The organism is Staphylococcus sp. GDY8P85P, from assembly GCF_017892405.1.
Taxonomy (GTDB): Bacteria; Bacillota; Bacilli; order Staphylococcales; family Staphylococcaceae; genus Staphylococcus; species Staphylococcus borealis.
In genome coordinates, this window is the sequence record NZ_JAESLA010000024.1 from 1 (window position 1) to 15,111 (window position 15,111).

Here is a 15,111-nt window from a genome sequence, read left to right on the forward strand (position 1 = left end):
TATCTTTTGGTTATAGAAATTATGATAATTTACGTAATCGAATTATTATAACTTCGATAATATTTGCCTCAACAACAAAAAAAGAGATTAAACAACCTAAGGTTGCTTAATCTCAATATTAGGACTCATCAGTCCGATTTGACGTAGAGCCCTAAAAATCAATTCTGATGCTTCAATTTTTGAAATCAATTATGAAGATTTGGAGTTAGTTGGATATAACGCACATCCTGCTATTAAAGCACCTATAGCAGTGTGATAAACAAAAGTACTAATTTAATCTAAATAAATTATAGATACGGAGGGGAATTATGACTTTATCCATTTTAGTTGCACACGATCAACAACGCGTCATAGGCTATAAGAATGATTTACCATGGCATTTGCCTAATGATCTGAAACACGTAAAAAAACTATCAACTGGAAATACATTGGTAATGGGAAGAAGAACCTTTGAGTCAATTGGCAAACCGCTTCCTAACAGAAGAAATGTCGTATTAACGAGTGATACATCTTTTAACGTCGAAGGTGTAGATGTGATTCATTCTATTGACGATATTTACAACTTAGAAGGTCATATTTTTATCTTTGGCGGCCAATCATTATTTGAAGAAATGATTGATAAAGTAGATGATATGTACATTACAGTAGTCGATGGTAAACACCAAGGTGACACATTTTTCCCACCTTATACATTTGAAGAATGGGAAGTAGAATCATCAGTAGAAGGAGAACTAGATGATAAAAACAGAATTCCACATACATTTCTACACTTAGTACGTAAACATTAAATTAAATTGATTAACCGGAGGCACTTATGACTAAACAAATTATCGTGACTGATTCTACATCAGATTTATCACATGACTATTTAAATCAACATAATATCCACGTTGTACCTTTAAGCTTAACGATTGATGGTAAATCATTTGTCGATCAAATTGACATTTCATCTGAGGCATATATCCAACGCATTGAAGAAAATGCGGATGTTAAAACAAGTCAACCACCAATCGGTAAATTTATTGAATTATATGAAGAACTTGGTAAAGAAGATGTTGAAATTTTTAGTATTCATATGTCATCAGGTCTAAGTGGAACATATCAAACTGCTCTTCAAGCCAGTGATATGGTCGACACTAAAGTAACCGTGATTGATTCTAAATCCATTTCATATGGACTGGGATACCAAATTCAACGTCTTGTTGAACTCATAAATACTAATCTTTCACCAAATGAAATTGTTGATAAACTTAAAGAACTACAAAAAAACATCAAGCTTTTTGTTGTTATTGGACAGTTAAATCAATTAATCAAAGGTGGACGCATAAGTAAGACTAAAGGGTTGATTGGTAATATTATGAAAATCAAACCTATCGGTACATTAGAAGATGGGTATTTGGAAATTGTGCATAATGCACGAACACAAAATTCAAGCATACAATATTTAAAAAAAGAAATTTCAGAATTTATTGATAAACATAAAATTAAATCTATTGGTGTTGCTCACGCTAACGTACTTGATTTTGTTGACAAACTTAAAACACAGTTTGACGAAGCATTTGGGCAGCAAACATATGATGTAAATGTAACTACGCCAGTTATATCAACGCACACTGGTCAAGGTGCAATTGGTTTGGTTGTTGTTCGTGAACCAAACTAAACACGTATTTTATTACTTGCTTCCTATTTATATTAAATAAATAAAAGTATCGTTGTGAGTAGATTACTTTAAATTAACAAAGTTATATCGTAAATTTAATAAATGACAGAGGAGGTAATAATATGGCATATGCAACATTAGCTGGAGGATGTTTCTGGTGTATGGTTAAACCCTTTACATCATATCCAGGAATTGAGGATGTCGTATCTGGATATAGTGGAGGACATGTTGAAAATCCTACGTATGAACAAGTTTGCACTAATCAAACTGGTCATAGAGAAGCCGTGCAAATTCAATTTAATTCTGACATTACGTCCTTTGAAAATATCTTAGATGTGTATTTTAAAACATTTGACCCAACAGATGGTGGTGGTCAATTTTTCGATAGAGGCGAAAGTTATGAACCAGCTATCTTTTATCACGATGATGAACAAAAGAAAGCAGCAGAACTTAAAATTCAACAACTGAACGAGGAAGGCATTTTTAAAAAACCGGTTATAACACCAATTCTTCCTTATAAGAATTTTTATCCTGCAGAAGCATATCATCAAGATTATTATAAGAAGAATCCTGCACACTATGAGCAATACCAACGTGGATCAGGAAGAAAATCATTCATCGAAACACATTGGGGGTCTCAAAATGATTAAAAAAGATAAGCATGAACTAAATGGCATGGAATATCTTGTTACTCAAGAAAATGGTACTGAACCTCCATTTCAAAATGAATATTGGAATCATTTTGAAAAGGGGATTTATGTAGATAAAATTTCAGGCAAACCATTATTTACTTCTGAAGAAAAGTTTGAATCTAACTGTGGTTGGCCAAGTTTTTCGAAAGCGCTTGATGATGATGAAATCATTGAACTGGTTGATAAAACATTCGGCATGGTTAGAACTGAAGTTAGGTCAGAAGAAGCTAATAGCCACTTAGGACATGTATTTAATGACGGTCCTAAAGAAAGTGGTGGATTACGCTATTGTATTAATTCAGCAGCAATTCAATTTATCCCTTATGATAAATTAGAAGCGCTAGGCTACGGTGATTTAATTCCACATTTTGAAAAATAGGAGTGACTAATAATGTTTAAAAAATTATTCGGTAAAGGTAAAGAAGTTAATAAAGAAATTGAAATTTATGCAACATTAACTGGTGAATATATCAATATTGAGGATATCCCAGATCCAGTTTTTGCACAAAAAATGATGGGTGAAGGATTTGGTATTAACCCAACTGAAGGAGAAGTAGTTTCACCAATCGAAGGTAAAGTTGATAATGTATTCCCTACAAAACACGCAATTGGTCTTAAAGCAGATAACGGTTTAGAAATTTTAGTTCATATTGGATTAGATACAGTTCAATTAGATGGGCAAGGCTTCGAAATCTTAGTAAGTAGCGGTGATACTGTACAAGTTGGTGACCCTTTACTTAAATTTGATTTAGAATATATTAAAAATAATGCGAAAGATGTCATTTCACCAATTATTATTACAAATTCAGATCAGACTGAATCAATTCATGTTAATGATGTTAAAGCAGTGATTAAAGGTGAAACAAAAGTCGTAGATGTGACAATGAGCTAATGAAAGAACATTCTTTTTATCAATTTGCGCTAACAGCTAGAGGTCGTAAAGATAGCAAAGGAGATTTAGCTGAAGAAATATTTAATGATTTATCTTTTCCTAAACATGAAAAAGATTTCAATCAATTATCTGATTATATCGAAATGCAAAGTGATATAACATTACCGATGTCAGTATTTGATGATTTATATGAAGAATATACAGAATGGCTGAAATTCTAAATTTTAAATAGTCAATTCAAGTATTTATAATTTTATATTTTGCATTGTACATTCGCATTAGTTGACTGAATGAAATGTGTATTTGAAACAAGGTATTAATTCCAGTTAACCTTGCCGGGGTGGAACTCTGAATTCACAACGAATTCTGTTCCACTCCTTTATCATTTTTATGTGTAAATAGCTATCTGTTTTCTAATAAGTTGCGTTTATGTTTAAATAACGACATACTTATATTATCTTTTTAGATGAAATTAATATAAATACATACGATGTTATACGAGGAAGTGGTTTTATGAGTCATCATTCTGAGGAGAGACACAATCATGTTGATGCCAAACAAGATATTGATAAATCTTCAAATAAGAAAATTCGATTTAAAACTTGGCAATTCATATTACTTATATTAGGAATTATAATATTAACGGCTGGAATAACAGTTGCCGCTACAATAGGTATTAGTCACAAAATAAGTGGATTAAATAAAGATGAACGCCAAGAAATGAAGAAAATCGAGTATGCCTACAAGACACTTAATAATGATTATTATAAGAAACAAAGTGCTAGCGATTTATCTGAAGCCGCTATTGATGGCATGGTAAAAGAACTCAAAGATCCATACTCTGAGTACATGACTAAAGATGAGACGAAAAGTTTCAATGAGGATGTTTCAGGTGACTTTGTAGGAATTGGCGCTGAAATGCAGAAAAAAGATAAACAAATCATGATTACTAGCCCAATGAAAGATTCACCTGCCGAAAAAGCCGGTATACAACCTAAAGATGTTGTAACTAAAGTGAATGGAAAATCGGTTGTAGGTAAGCCATTAGACCAAGTAGTTAAATTAGTTCGAGGTAAAGAAGGAACAACCGTCAAATTAACAATCGAACGTGGTTCACAAGAGAAAGATATTAATATTAAGCGTGGAAAAATTCATGTAAAAAGCGTGGAGTATAAGAACAAAGGTCATATCGGTGTCTTCACAATTAATAAATTCCAAGATAATACTGCTGGAGAACTCAAGTCAGCAATCATAAAAGCACATAAAGACGGTGTGCGCAATATTGTATTAGATTTAAGAAATAATCCTGGTGGTTTACTTGATGAAGCAGTTAAAATGGCGAATATCTTTATTGATAAAAATCAAACGGTTGTCAAACTTGAAAAAGGTGACGATACTGAATCAATTAAAACGTCGAATGATGCTACAAAAGAAGCTAAAGACATGAAAGTCAGTATTTTAGTAAATGAGGGCTCTGCAAGTGCTTCTGAAGTCTTTACAGGTGCTATGAGAGACCACCATAAAGCAAAAGTTTACGGTTCAAAAACATTTGGTAAGGGAATAGTACAAACAACTCGTGAATTCAAAGATGGTTCATTATTGAAATATACTCAAATGAAATGGTTAACACCTGATGGTCATTATATTCACGGTAAAGGTATCCAACCTGATACTAAAATTGCATCACCTAAATATCAATCTATCAGTGTCATTCCTACTGATAAAACATATACTGTGGGTGATAACACCAAATATGTAAAATCAATTAAAATTGGCTTAGACGCATTAGATTATGACGTTGGCGATGAATCAAATCAATTTGATAAGCAATTAGAAACAGCTATAAAATCATTCCAATCAGACCACCAATTACAAGTGAATGGTAAATTTGATAAAGAAACCAACGAGAAATTCACACAATTATTAGTTGAAAAAGCTAATAAAGAAGATAAAGTATTAGATGATTTAATAAACAAACTAAAATAAAGAGGTGTTTTTAAAACAATGATTAGGTTAGGTAAATTACAAGATATTTCACAAATAGAGGCATTAGTTGAGGAAGCTAAAGCATTAATGAAAGAATTTAATAATAATCAATGGGATGATAAATACCCAGTGTCAGAACATTTTGAAGAGGATATCAAAGCTGAAACACTATATGTTTTAGAAGAAAATGACACAATTTATGGCTTTATCGTGGTCGACCAACAACAATCAGAATGGTATGATGATTTAGAATGGCCAATCGAACGTCAAGGCGCCTATGTCATTCATAGACTTGCTGGCTCACAACAATACAAAGGTGCAGCTACAGAATTATTTGATTTTGCTGTAAAGTTAGCTGAAGATCATAATATCCATGTTATATTAACAGACACGTTTGCTTTAAATAAGCCAGCGCAAGGATTATTTGAAAAATTTGGTTTCATAAAAGTCGGTGAAGCAGAAATTGACTATCATCCATTTGATAGAGGCGCACCATTCTATGCATATTATAAAAATATTTAAGAATAGAGGTTAATTACTATGTCTAAAATAGCATTTACCGGTGGCGGTACTGTTGGACATGTTTCGGTCAATCTAAGTTTAATTCCAACAGCTACTGATAAAGGACACGACTCATTTTATATTGGTTCTAAAACAGGTATTGAACGTGAAATGATTGAATCACAGTTACCTAATATTAAATATTATCCAATATCTAGCGGTAAATTACGTCGATATTTATCAGTCGATAACGCGAAAGACGTATTCAAAGTTTTAAAAGGGATAATTGATGCACGTAAAGTATTAAAAAAAGAAAAGCCAGACTTGCTATTTTCTAAAGGAGGATTTGTATCAGTTCCTGTAGTCATAGCAGCACGCTCATTGAATATACCGACGATTATCCATGAATCAGATCTAACACCTGGTTTAGCTAATAAAATTTCATTAAAATTTGCTAAAAAAATCTATACTACGTTTGAAGATACTTTGAAGTACTTGCCTAAAGAAAAAGCAGACTTCGTAGGCGCTACGATTCGCCAAGACTTAAAAGAGGGTAATCAAGCACGAGGCTATCAATTAACCGGTTTCGATGATTCTAAAAAAGTATTACTTGTTATGGGCGGTAGTTTAGGTAGTAAAAAACTAAATCAAGCTATCCGTGAAAATTTAGAAGCCTTGCTTCAAGATTATCAAATCATTCATTTAACTGGACATGGATTAGTAGATGATCGTATCGATGCTAAAGGCTATGTTCAATATGAATTTGTAAAAGAAACGTTAACGGATTTACTAGCTATTACAGACACTGTCGTGAGTCGTGCAGGATCTAACGCAATTTATGAGTTCTTAACATTGCGTATTCCTATGTTATTGATACCATTAGGACTTGATCAATCTCGTGGGGATCAAATCGATAACGCAAAGAATTTCGAATCTAAAGGCTATGGTAGAACGATTCCTGAAGACCAGCTTACACAAGTTAAATTATTGGAACAACTTAAAGATATTGAGCATAATCGAGAATCGATTGTGAAACAAATGGAGACATACAACGAAAGTTATACCAAAGAGGATTTATTTAATAAAATTCTACAAGACGCTTTATAAACTCAGGAGGTGTAGACAATGAATCATGCAAAACGTATTACCTTATTAATCGTTTTTACATTAATATTTGGTATCATTGCATCCTTCCATGAGTCTAGATTGGGTAGATGGATTGATACAGAAGTGTATGAATTTATTTACTCATCTGAAAGTTTTATCACTACCTCAATCCTTTTGGGGGCCACGAAAATTGGAGAAGTATGGGCCATGGTATGCCTTTCATTGATGCTTGTCGCTTACTTAATGTTAAAACGTTTTAAAATCGAAGCACTGTTCTTCGTGATTGTCATGTCACTATCTAGTATATTAAATCCATTATTAAAAAATATCTTTGACCGTGAGCGTCCAACGTTATTGCGACTAATAGATATATCAGGATTTAGTTTTCCTAGTGGTCATGCTATGGGCTCAACATCATTCTTTGGTAGTGCAATGTTCATAGTAAATCGACAAGCAAATGGCAATAATAAAGGTATTATTATCGGATTATGTGCACTATTTATTCTTCTTATTTCTATTTCAAGAGTATATCTAGGCGTGCATTATCCTACAGATGTCATTGCTGGCATAATTGGTGGTGCTTTCTGTATCGTCCTTTCAACTTTAATACTTAAAAACCACTTATATCCAACCATTTAAACAAGAGGCTGGGACAAAAAATAATATAATGAAGCTATTTTGCAAATTCGCAGTAGCTGACTGAACTGAGAAGGCGCTTAATTCAAGCTTTTCTCAGTTCTAGTCACCCTTGCGGGCGGGGCCCCAACAAAGAGNNAGTGGACAACGAATTTAAAAAGAATTCTGTCCCACTCCCTTCTATCTTAAAGTCATATGAATAAAGTATTCATGAATATAATCACGCCTTTGAAATTTAAATATATCATTCTCAACACTACATATAAAAAAAGCAGTGAACCTCGGCATTAGATTCACTGCTTTTTATTAAAACGTTTAAAGTAAGTTTGAAACTTTAACGTTAGTCTTTTACGGGCATATAAAAGGGGAATAACTTGAAAATGACCAATCCTTTAAGAACGAAATATATGTGGGGGGAATTGTCTTATTCGGTATTGATAATCATTTTCAAATACTATTATACATTATTGATAATCATTGTCAATTATAATTGCGAAAAATTCTCAATTAAATTTGATTATCTATTTACAATTTCAATCATTTATCTAATTTCAATCTCTGATGTGATAAAATGTAGGTTATGTTATGATAAAGTGCATTTGACTTAGTTCGAGCCAAAATGATTAATTTGATGATGAACTAGCAAATTTACAATAGATGACTGAATTTAGAAAGTATTTTAATTAAACTTTTCTCAGTACTAGTCATTCTTGTGACGACTTCCCGTCAAAGCGCATTTCTAGATGAGCAATGCAAGTTGGAAATCAGAACATTAGCATTTAGAATTCTGTCACGCTCACTTTTAAAACTAAGATTAATGCATCTAAAAAGAGGTGGAAATAAAAATGACCAACATTCTTATTGTTGAAGATGAACAGAACTTAGCTCGCTTCTTAGAACTAGAATTAACGCACGATAATTATAGTGTAGATATAGAATATGAAGGGCAATCAGGACTTGATAAAGCGTTAAGTAACAATTATGACTTAATCATATTAGACTTAATGTTACCAAATATAAATGGTTTAGAAATATGTCGTCGTGTGAGACAGGAACAATCAACACCAATCATTATTATTACAGCGAAGAGTGATACATATGATAAAGTGACTGGCTTAGATTATGGTGCTGATGATTATATTGTAAAGCCCTTTGAAATTGAAGAACTCTTTGCACGTATTCGAGCAGTATTACGCCGTCAACCTCAGAAAGATATTATTGATATTAATGGTATTAAAATAGATGTTGATGCGTTTAAAGTTACAATCAATGGCGAACAGTTAGATTTCACTAAGACTGAATACGATTTACTCTATTTGTTAGCAACTAACCGAAATCGTGTGTTACAAAGAGAGCAAATTTTAGATCATGTTTGGGGCTATGATAGTGAAGTCGAAACAAATGTCGTAGATGTCTATATTCGATATTTACGAAACAAACTTAAACCTTTTGATAAAGAAAAAACAATTGAAACCGTTCGCGGTGTCGGGTATGTGATTAGATGATTAAAAAAGGTACGTTAAAATATAAATGGATGATAATTACAACACTGATAATGTTTAGTACCATTATTCTTTTTTGTTTAGTTATCATATTCTTTTTAAAAGACACTTTAAGAGATGGAGAAATAGATGAAGCTGAACACAGTTCTAGTGATATCGTTAATTTAGTTGAATCTCGGTCAATGGATGACATCACAACGTTAGATTTGTCTGCTACTTTAGAGAACTTTGAAAAAGCGATTATTTACGACCGTAATGGTAAACAATTGATGCAATCTTCGAATGAAAATATGATTAATTTCAAACCTGAAGTGGACTTTGTTAATCCTGAAACAATTCAAATTACAAAGCATCATGGCGTGCCATATTTAATCATAACTGAGCCAATACATAGTGACCGTTTTGAAGGTTACAGTGTTTTAATACATTCACTTGAAGGCTACAACAATGTTGTTCGGTCATTGTATTTTGTGGCAATCGCATTTGGCTTATTAGCAACAATCATCATGGCAGGTATTAGTTATATCTTTTCAACGCAATTAACGAAGCCTTTAGTAACAATGTCTAATAAGATGATTCAAATACGTCGTGATGGCTTTCAAAATAAACTTGAGCTTAAGACAAACTATGAGGAAACTGATAATTTAATTGATACCTTTAATGATATGATGTATCAAATTGAAGAATCTTTTAATCAACAACGCCAATTTGTTGAAGATGCTTCTCATGAATTACGTACACCGCTTCAAATCATTCAAGGTCATTTAAATTTAATTCAACGTTGGGGCAAAAAGGATCCGGCCGTCCTTGAAGAATCTTTGAATATTTCACTTGAAGAAATGAACCGAATAACAAAACTAGTAGAAGAATTATTGTTACTAACTAAAGATAAAGTGAACAATCAAGCTTTAGAGTTTGAAGAAGTAAACATCAATGAGGAAATACGTTCACGTATTAAATCTTTAAAACAATTGCATCCAGATTATGAATTTGAAACACATTTGTCCAAGAAGCCATTAACATTACAAATCAACCGTCATCAATTTGAACAACTGTTACTGATTTTTATAGATAATGCGATGAAGTATGATAAAGATAATAAGCAAATCGAAATAGCGACGCAATTAAGAAATAAACAAATCAGTATTGAAATTACAGACCATGGCCTCGGCATTCCTAAAGAAGATCAAGAATTTATTTTTGACCGTTTTTATAGAGTGGATAAATCACGAGCGAGAAGCCAAGGTGGTAATGGACTAGGTCTTTCAATTGCTGAGAAGATTGTTCAGCAGTATGGTGGTTACATTACGGTTGATAGTGAAGTAAACAAATACACAACGTTCAAAATTATATTCAAATAACGACATTAATTCAAAAGCCTGGGACAAGTACGATGTCTCAGGCTACAAATACATATTGGCAGTAGTTAACTGAGTTAAACATGCACTTACAACAACCACTTTTAATTTTAGTCCACCTTGACAGCGAAGCGCCCCAGCTAAGAGAATTTCATCAAGAAATTCTAAAAGCTAAGCAAGCCGGGAGAGGACCAGAAATCAATTTTCAAAACTTTATTTCTGATCCTCTCCCTTTTTCTTCTTGATCATCTATCTACACTAAGATTAACCAAACCTCATGTTCCAATTTCAATTCTACTTTTTTATCGTTTTCTCATTAATCTTTACTTATAATTAGATAAATTTAGCGTACCTATTTTAGTTATTTTGTTTTTTCCATAATATTCTGTTAATGGACTTTATCAATGCTAGAAATAGTGCTATTATTGACCTGTAAGCGGTTTAACTATTTTGTGGAGGGTAATATTATGGCAAAGGATAACAAGGATGTTACAGAAGCTCCTGTAAACTTTGGCGCTAATCTAGGTCTAATGTTAGATTTATATGATGATTACTTACAAGACCCAAGTTCGGTTCCAGATGATTTACAAGTGCTTTTCAGCACAATAAAAAACGGCGAAGCTCACGTTGAAGCTAAGTCTACCACTGAAGGGAGTGGTTCATCAGCAGGCGACGGTACAATTAAACGTATTATGCGTTTAATTGATAATATTAGACAATACGGTCACCTTAAAGCTGACATTTACCCTGTTAACGCTCCAGAAAGAACCAATCTTCCTAAGTTAGAAATTGAAGAGTTTAACTTAGATAAAGAAACATTGGAGAATGTCTCAGCAGATATCGTATCTGATCATTTCAAAGATATTTATGATAATGCATACGAGGCAATTCAACGAATGGAGAAACGTTATAAAGGGCCAATTGCTTTTGAATATAATCATATTAATAACAATAAAGAACGCACGTGGTTAAAACGTCGTATCGAAACACCTTATAGAGCGAACATCAATAATGACGAAAGAAAGCAATTATTCGATACTTTAGCGCATGTTGAAGGCTTTGAGAAGTATCTGCACAAAAACTTTGTTGGTGCTAAACGATTCTCAATTGAAGGTGTCGATACATTAGTACCAATGTTACAACATACATTAAAGCGTGCAGCTGAAGTTGACATTAATAACATTCAAATTGGTATGGCACACAGAGGTCGTTTAAATGTTTTAACTCACGTACTTGAAAAACCATACGAAATGATGATTTCTGAATTTATGCACACAGACCCAATGAAATTCTTACCTGAAGACGGCAGCCTTGAATTAACTGCTGGTTGGACAGGAGATGTAAAGTATCATTTAGGTGGTGTGAAGACAACTTCATCATACGGTATTGAACAACGTATTTCATTAGCTAATAACCCAAGTCACTTGGAAATCGTTGCGCCAGTTGTAATTGGTAAGACACGTGCATCACAAGATGATACACACCATGCTGGTAAACCAACAACAGACTTCCATAAAGGTATGCCTATTATTATACATGGGGATGCAGCATACCCAGGACAAGGTATTAACTTTGAAACAATGAATTTAAGTAACCTAAATGGTTATTCAACTGGTGGTGCATTACATATCATCACTAATAATAGAATTGGATTTACAACAGAACCAGTGGATGGTCGTTCAACAACGTATTCTACTGATATTGCAAAAGGGTATGATGTACCGATTTTGCATGTAAACGCAGACGATGTAGAAGCAACAATTGAAGCTATTGATATTGCAATGGAATTCCGCAAAGAATTTCATAAAGATTTTGTCATTGATTTAGTTGGTTATCGTCGATACGGGCATAATGAAATGGATGAACCTTCAATTACAAATCCACTTCCATACCAAAACATTCGCAAACATGATTCTGTTGAAATCATCTATGGTAATCAATTGGTAGCGGATGGCGTTATTTCTAAGGAACAAATGGATGACGTTATGGATAAAGTTCAAAAAGAAATGCGTGCTGCCCAAGATAAGATTGATAAATCAGATAAAATGGATAATCCAGATATGGAGAAACCTGAATCATTACAAGAACCATTGCAAAGTGATGATAAAGATTTCTCAATAGATCATCTCAAAGAAATCAATGATGCTATGCTTTCATATCCTGAAGATTTCCACATACTAAAAAAACTTAATAAAGTACTTGAAAAACGTCGAGAACCTTTTGAAAAAGAAAATGGTTTAGTTGATTGGGCTCAAGCAGAGCAACTTGCTTTTGCAACCATCGTTCAAGATGGCATTTCAGTTCGCCTAACTGGACAAGATAGTGAACGTGGTACATTCAGTCATAGACATGCTGTGCTACATGATGAAGAAAATGGTGATACTTATACTCCGTTGCATCATGTACCTAATCAAAAAGCGACATTTGAAGTGCACAACAGTCCATTATCTGAAGCTGCCGTGGTTGGTTTCGAGTATGGTTATAATGTTGAGAATAAAAATAGTATGAATATTTGGGAAGCGCAGTATGGAGACTTCTCAAATATGGCTCAAATGATGTTTGATAATTTCATGTCATCAGCTCGTGCGAAGTGGGGAGAACGAAGTGGCTTAACACTATTCTTACCGCACGCATTTGAAGGTCAAGGCCCTGAACACTCTTCAGCACGTTTAGAAAGATTTTTACAATTAGCTGCAGAGAATAACAGTACGGTCGTTAACTTATCAAGTTCAAGCAACTATTTCCATCTATTACGAGCACAAGCTAAAAGTTTGGGCACTGAAGCGATGAGACCTCTAATTGTAATGTCTCCGAAAAGTTTATTAAGAAATAAAACAGTGGCTAAGCCTATTGATCAATTCACTACAGGTGGCTTCAAACCAATTATTGTTGAGGATGGAAATAAAGACAAAGTGACTAAACTCGTACTAGCTTCAGGTAAAATGTTTATTGATTTAAAAGAACATTTAGCTAAAAATCCTGACGATTCAATTTTACTAGTTGCAGTTGAACGTTTATATCCATTCCCTGAAGGGGAAATTAAAGAAGTATTAAATGAATTACCAAATCTTGAGACTGTATCTTGGGTTCAAGAAGAACCTAAAAACCAAGGGGCTTGGTTGTTTGTTTATCCTTACTTAAAATCACTTGTAGGTAACCAATATAATTTAAGTTATCATGGTAGAATACAACGTGCAGCACCAGCTGAAGGTGATGGAGAAATTCATAAGCTTGTTCAAAATCAAATCATTGAAAGTAGTATTGAAAAATAACTAGGGGGAAATATTATGCCAGAGGTAAAAGTTCCAGAATTAGCAGAATCTATAACAGAGGGTACCATTGCAGAATGGTTAAAAAATGTGGGAGATAGCGTTGAAAAAGGCGAAGCTATTTTAGAATTAGAAACAGATAAAGTTAACGTTGAAGTAGTTTCTGAAGAAGAAGGTGTGCTTCAAGAACAGTTAGCTTCAGAAGGCGATACAGTAGAAGTTGGTCAAGTCATCGCTACGGTTGGTGAAGGTAGTGGAAATCCAACAGCAAGTAAATCAGAGGCGTCAGACGACGCTCAATCTAATAGTTCAGATGATAGCGGTAAGAAAGACGCACAACCAACTGAACCACAATCTAATAAAGAAGAGGAACCATCATCTTCTAACAATCAACGTATTAATGCGACACCGTCAGCACGTCGTCATGCACGTGAAAATGGCGTGGATTTAAGTACTGTTTCTGGAAAAGGAAATGATGTTGTTCGTAAAGATGACGTTGAAAATAGCCAAAAATCAACTCAATCACAACCTTCTCAAGAAGCTAGCAAAAAAGAAGCACCTAAAAAAGCTTCAAGTGCGCCTAATAAACCAGTAATTAGAGAAAAAATGTCACGTAGAAAGAAAACAGCTGCTAAAAAATTACTAGAAGTATCTAATAATACAGCTATGCTGACGACGTTTAATGAAGTTGACATGACAAACGTAATGGAATTACGTAAGCGTAAAAAAGAACAATTTATTAAAGATCATGATGGTACAAAATTAGGATTCATGTCATTCTTCACTAAAGCCGCTGTCGCAGCATTGAAGAAATATCCAGAAGTAAATGCTGAAATTGATGGCGATGATATGATTACTAAACAATATTATGATATTGGTGTCGCTGTTTCTACTGATGATGGTCTATTAGTTCCATTCGTACGAGACTGTGATAAGAAAAACTTTGCAGAACTTGAAAGAGCGATTGCTGACCTAGCAGTTAAAGCGCGCGAGAAAAAACTCGGCCTAGATGATATGGTCAATGGTTCATTTACAATCACTAATGGTGGTGTATTTGGATCAATGATGAGTACACCTATTATCAACGGTAATCAAGCAGCAATTCTTGGTATGCACTCTATTATTACTCGACCAATTGCAATCGATAAAGATACTATTGAAAATAGACCTATGATGTACATTGCTTTAAGTTATGACCACAGAATTATTGATGGTAAAGAAGCAGTAGGATTCTTAAAAACGATAAAAGAATTGATCGAAAGCCCTGAAGACCTACTATTAGAAAGCTAATCATAACGGAAAATAACCTCAAACTAATATTGATAAGGCTGGGACATCATTCCTAGCTAAATAAAGGCTGAGACATAAATAAAATAATGAAGCTATTTTGCAAATTCGCAGTAGCTGACTGAACTGAGAAGGCGCTTTAATCAAGCTTTTCTCAGTTCTAGTCATCCTTGCGGGAGTGGGACAACGAATTTAAAAAGAATGGTTCTAAGAGAAATGCG

14 protein-coding genes and 2 pseudogenes are annotated in these 15,111 nt (G+C 33.6%); all 16 read left to right on the plus strand.

Translation table 11 applies throughout. The features are described 5' to 3' along the window. Nucleotides 1-151: 151 nt before the first annotated feature. A pseudogene (locus KA828_RS06150) lies at nt 152-256 on the plus strand (thymidylate synthase); the annotation flags it as partial. 52 nt (nt 257-308) lie between these two features. Then, nucleotides 309-788, plus strand: a complete 480-nt coding sequence (locus KA828_RS06155; protein WP_053030831.1) for a dihydrofolate reductase — start codon at nt 309-311, stop codon at nt 786-788. Between the two features lie 26 nt (nt 789-814). Beyond that, nucleotides 815-1,660, plus strand: coding sequence for a fatty acid kinase binding subunit FakB2 (gene fakB2 / locus KA828_RS06160; protein ID WP_075108492.1), 846 nt, complete (start codon nt 815-817; stop codon nt 1,658-1,660). 122 nt (nt 1,661-1,782) lie between these two features. Next, a complete protein-coding gene (gene msrA, locus KA828_RS06165) occupies nt 1,783-2,310 on the plus strand; it encodes a peptide-methionine (S)-S-oxide reductase MsrA (protein WP_107630269.1) in 528 nt (175 codons plus the stop codon). Continuing rightward, entirely contained in the window at nt 2,303-2,731 is a 429-nt protein-coding gene (gene msrB / locus KA828_RS06170) for a peptide-methionine (R)-S-oxide reductase MsrB (RefSeq protein WP_210125748.1), read from the plus strand. The genes msrA and msrB overlap by 8 nt, the downstream gene beginning before the upstream one ends. A 12-nt stretch (nt 2,732-2,743) precedes the next feature. Further along, nucleotides 2,744-3,244, plus strand: a complete 501-nt coding sequence (locus tag KA828_RS06175; RefSeq protein WP_210125750.1) for a PTS sugar transporter subunit IIA — start codon at nt 2,744-2,746, stop codon at nt 3,242-3,244. Then, nucleotides 3,244-3,465 (plus strand): YozE family protein, encoded by a 222-nt coding sequence (locus tag KA828_RS06180; RefSeq protein ID WP_053030848.1) that lies wholly within the window; start codon nt 3,244-3,246, stop codon nt 3,463-3,465. The genes KA828_RS06175 and KA828_RS06180 overlap by 1 nt, the downstream gene beginning before the upstream one ends. Nucleotides 3,466-3,757: 292 nt before the next feature. Further along, nucleotides 3,758-5,230 carry a S41 family peptidase gene (locus tag KA828_RS06185; protein WP_210125752.1) on the plus strand — a complete coding sequence of 491 codons (1,473 nt, stop codon included), beginning with the start codon at nt 3,758-3,760 and terminating at the stop codon, nt 5,228-5,230. A gap of 18 nt (nt 5,231-5,248) precedes the next feature. After that, nucleotides 5,249-5,752: a GNAT family N-acetyltransferase gene (locus tag KA828_RS06190; RefSeq protein WP_210125754.1), complete on the plus strand. Its 504-nt coding sequence runs from the start codon at nt 5,249-5,251 to the stop codon at nt 5,750-5,752. Nucleotides 5,753-5,770: 18 nt separating this feature from the next. Then, nucleotides 5,771-6,838 (plus strand): undecaprenyldiphospho-muramoylpentapeptide beta-N-acetylglucosaminyltransferase, encoded by a 1,068-nt coding sequence (locus KA828_RS06195; protein WP_210125756.1) that lies wholly within the window; start codon nt 5,771-5,773, stop codon nt 6,836-6,838. A gap of 18 nt (nt 6,839-6,856) precedes the next feature. Then, nucleotides 6,857-7,477: a phosphatase PAP2 family protein gene (locus KA828_RS06200; protein WP_210125757.1), complete on the plus strand. Its 621-nt coding sequence runs from the start codon at nt 6,857-6,859 to the stop codon at nt 7,475-7,477. Between the two features lie 377 nt (nt 7,478-7,854). Then, nucleotides 7,855-7,961: pseudogene (locus KA828_RS13140) on the plus strand (hypothetical protein); the annotation flags it as partial. Nucleotides 7,962-8,319: 358 nt separating this feature from the next. Next, complete coding sequence (locus KA828_RS06205; RefSeq protein WP_053030862.1) at nt 8,320-8,979, plus strand: response regulator transcription factor; 660 nt, start codon at nt 8,320-8,322, stop codon at nt 8,977-8,979. Further along, complete coding sequence (locus KA828_RS06210; RefSeq protein ID WP_210125759.1) at nt 8,976-10,337, plus strand: HAMP domain-containing sensor histidine kinase; 1,362 nt, start codon at nt 8,976-8,978, stop codon at nt 10,335-10,337. The genes KA828_RS06205 and KA828_RS06210 overlap by 4 nt, the downstream gene beginning before the upstream one ends. A 464-nt stretch (nt 10,338-10,801) precedes the next feature. Continuing rightward, on the plus strand, nt 10,802-13,606 hold the full coding sequence (locus tag KA828_RS06215; RefSeq protein ID WP_210125761.1) for a 2-oxoglutarate dehydrogenase E1 component: 2,805 nt from the start codon (nt 10,802-10,804) through the stop codon (nt 13,604-13,606). Between the two features lie 15 nt (nt 13,607-13,621). Next, the gene (gene sucB, locus KA828_RS06220; protein WP_075108484.1) at nt 13,622-14,893 is read left to right on the plus strand and encodes a dihydrolipoyllysine-residue succinyltransferase; all 1,272 of its coding nucleotides are present in this window, start codon (nt 13,622-13,624) and stop codon (nt 14,891-14,893) included. Nucleotides 14,894-15,111: the final 218 nt, after the last annotated feature.

Bases quoted from the DNA above. Each gene is read 5' to 3' on its own strand.
- KA828_RS06155 (WP_053030831.1), top strand. From the start codon at position 309: ATGACTTTATCCATTTTAGTTGCACACGATCAACAACGCGTCATAGGC.
- fakB2 (WP_075108492.1), top strand. From the start codon at position 815: ATGACTAAACAAATTATCGTGACTGATTCTACATCAGATTTATCACAT.
- msrA (WP_107630269.1), top strand. From the start codon at position 1,783: ATGGCATATGCAACATTAGCTGGAGGATGTTTCTGGTGTATGGTTAAA.
- msrB (WP_210125748.1), top strand. From the start codon at position 2,303: ATGATTAAAAAAGATAAGCATGAACTAAATGGCATGGAATATCTTGTT.
- KA828_RS06175 (WP_210125750.1), top strand. From the start codon at position 2,744: ATGTTTAAAAAATTATTCGGTAAAGGTAAAGAAGTTAATAAAGAAATT.
- KA828_RS06180 (WP_053030848.1), top strand. From the start codon at position 3,244: ATGAAAGAACATTCTTTTTATCAATTTGCGCTAACAGCTAGAGGTCGT.
- KA828_RS06185 (WP_210125752.1), top strand. From the start codon at position 3,758: ATGAGTCATCATTCTGAGGAGAGACACAATCATGTTGATGCCAAACAA.
- KA828_RS06190 (WP_210125754.1), top strand. From the start codon at position 5,249: ATGATTAGGTTAGGTAAATTACAAGATATTTCACAAATAGAGGCATTA.
- KA828_RS06195 (WP_210125756.1), top strand. From the start codon at position 5,771: ATGTCTAAAATAGCATTTACCGGTGGCGGTACTGTTGGACATGTTTCG.
- KA828_RS06200 (WP_210125757.1), top strand. From the start codon at position 6,857: ATGAATCATGCAAAACGTATTACCTTATTAATCGTTTTTACATTAATA.
- KA828_RS06205 (WP_053030862.1), top strand. From the start codon at position 8,320: ATGACCAACATTCTTATTGTTGAAGATGAACAGAACTTAGCTCGCTTC.
- KA828_RS06210 (WP_210125759.1), top strand. From the start codon at position 8,976: ATGATTAAAAAAGGTACGTTAAAATATAAATGGATGATAATTACAACA.
- KA828_RS06215 (WP_210125761.1), top strand. From the start codon at position 10,802: ATGGCAAAGGATAACAAGGATGTTACAGAAGCTCCTGTAAACTTTGGC.
- sucB (WP_075108484.1), top strand. From the start codon at position 13,622: ATGCCAGAGGTAAAAGTTCCAGAATTAGCAGAATCTATAACAGAGGGT.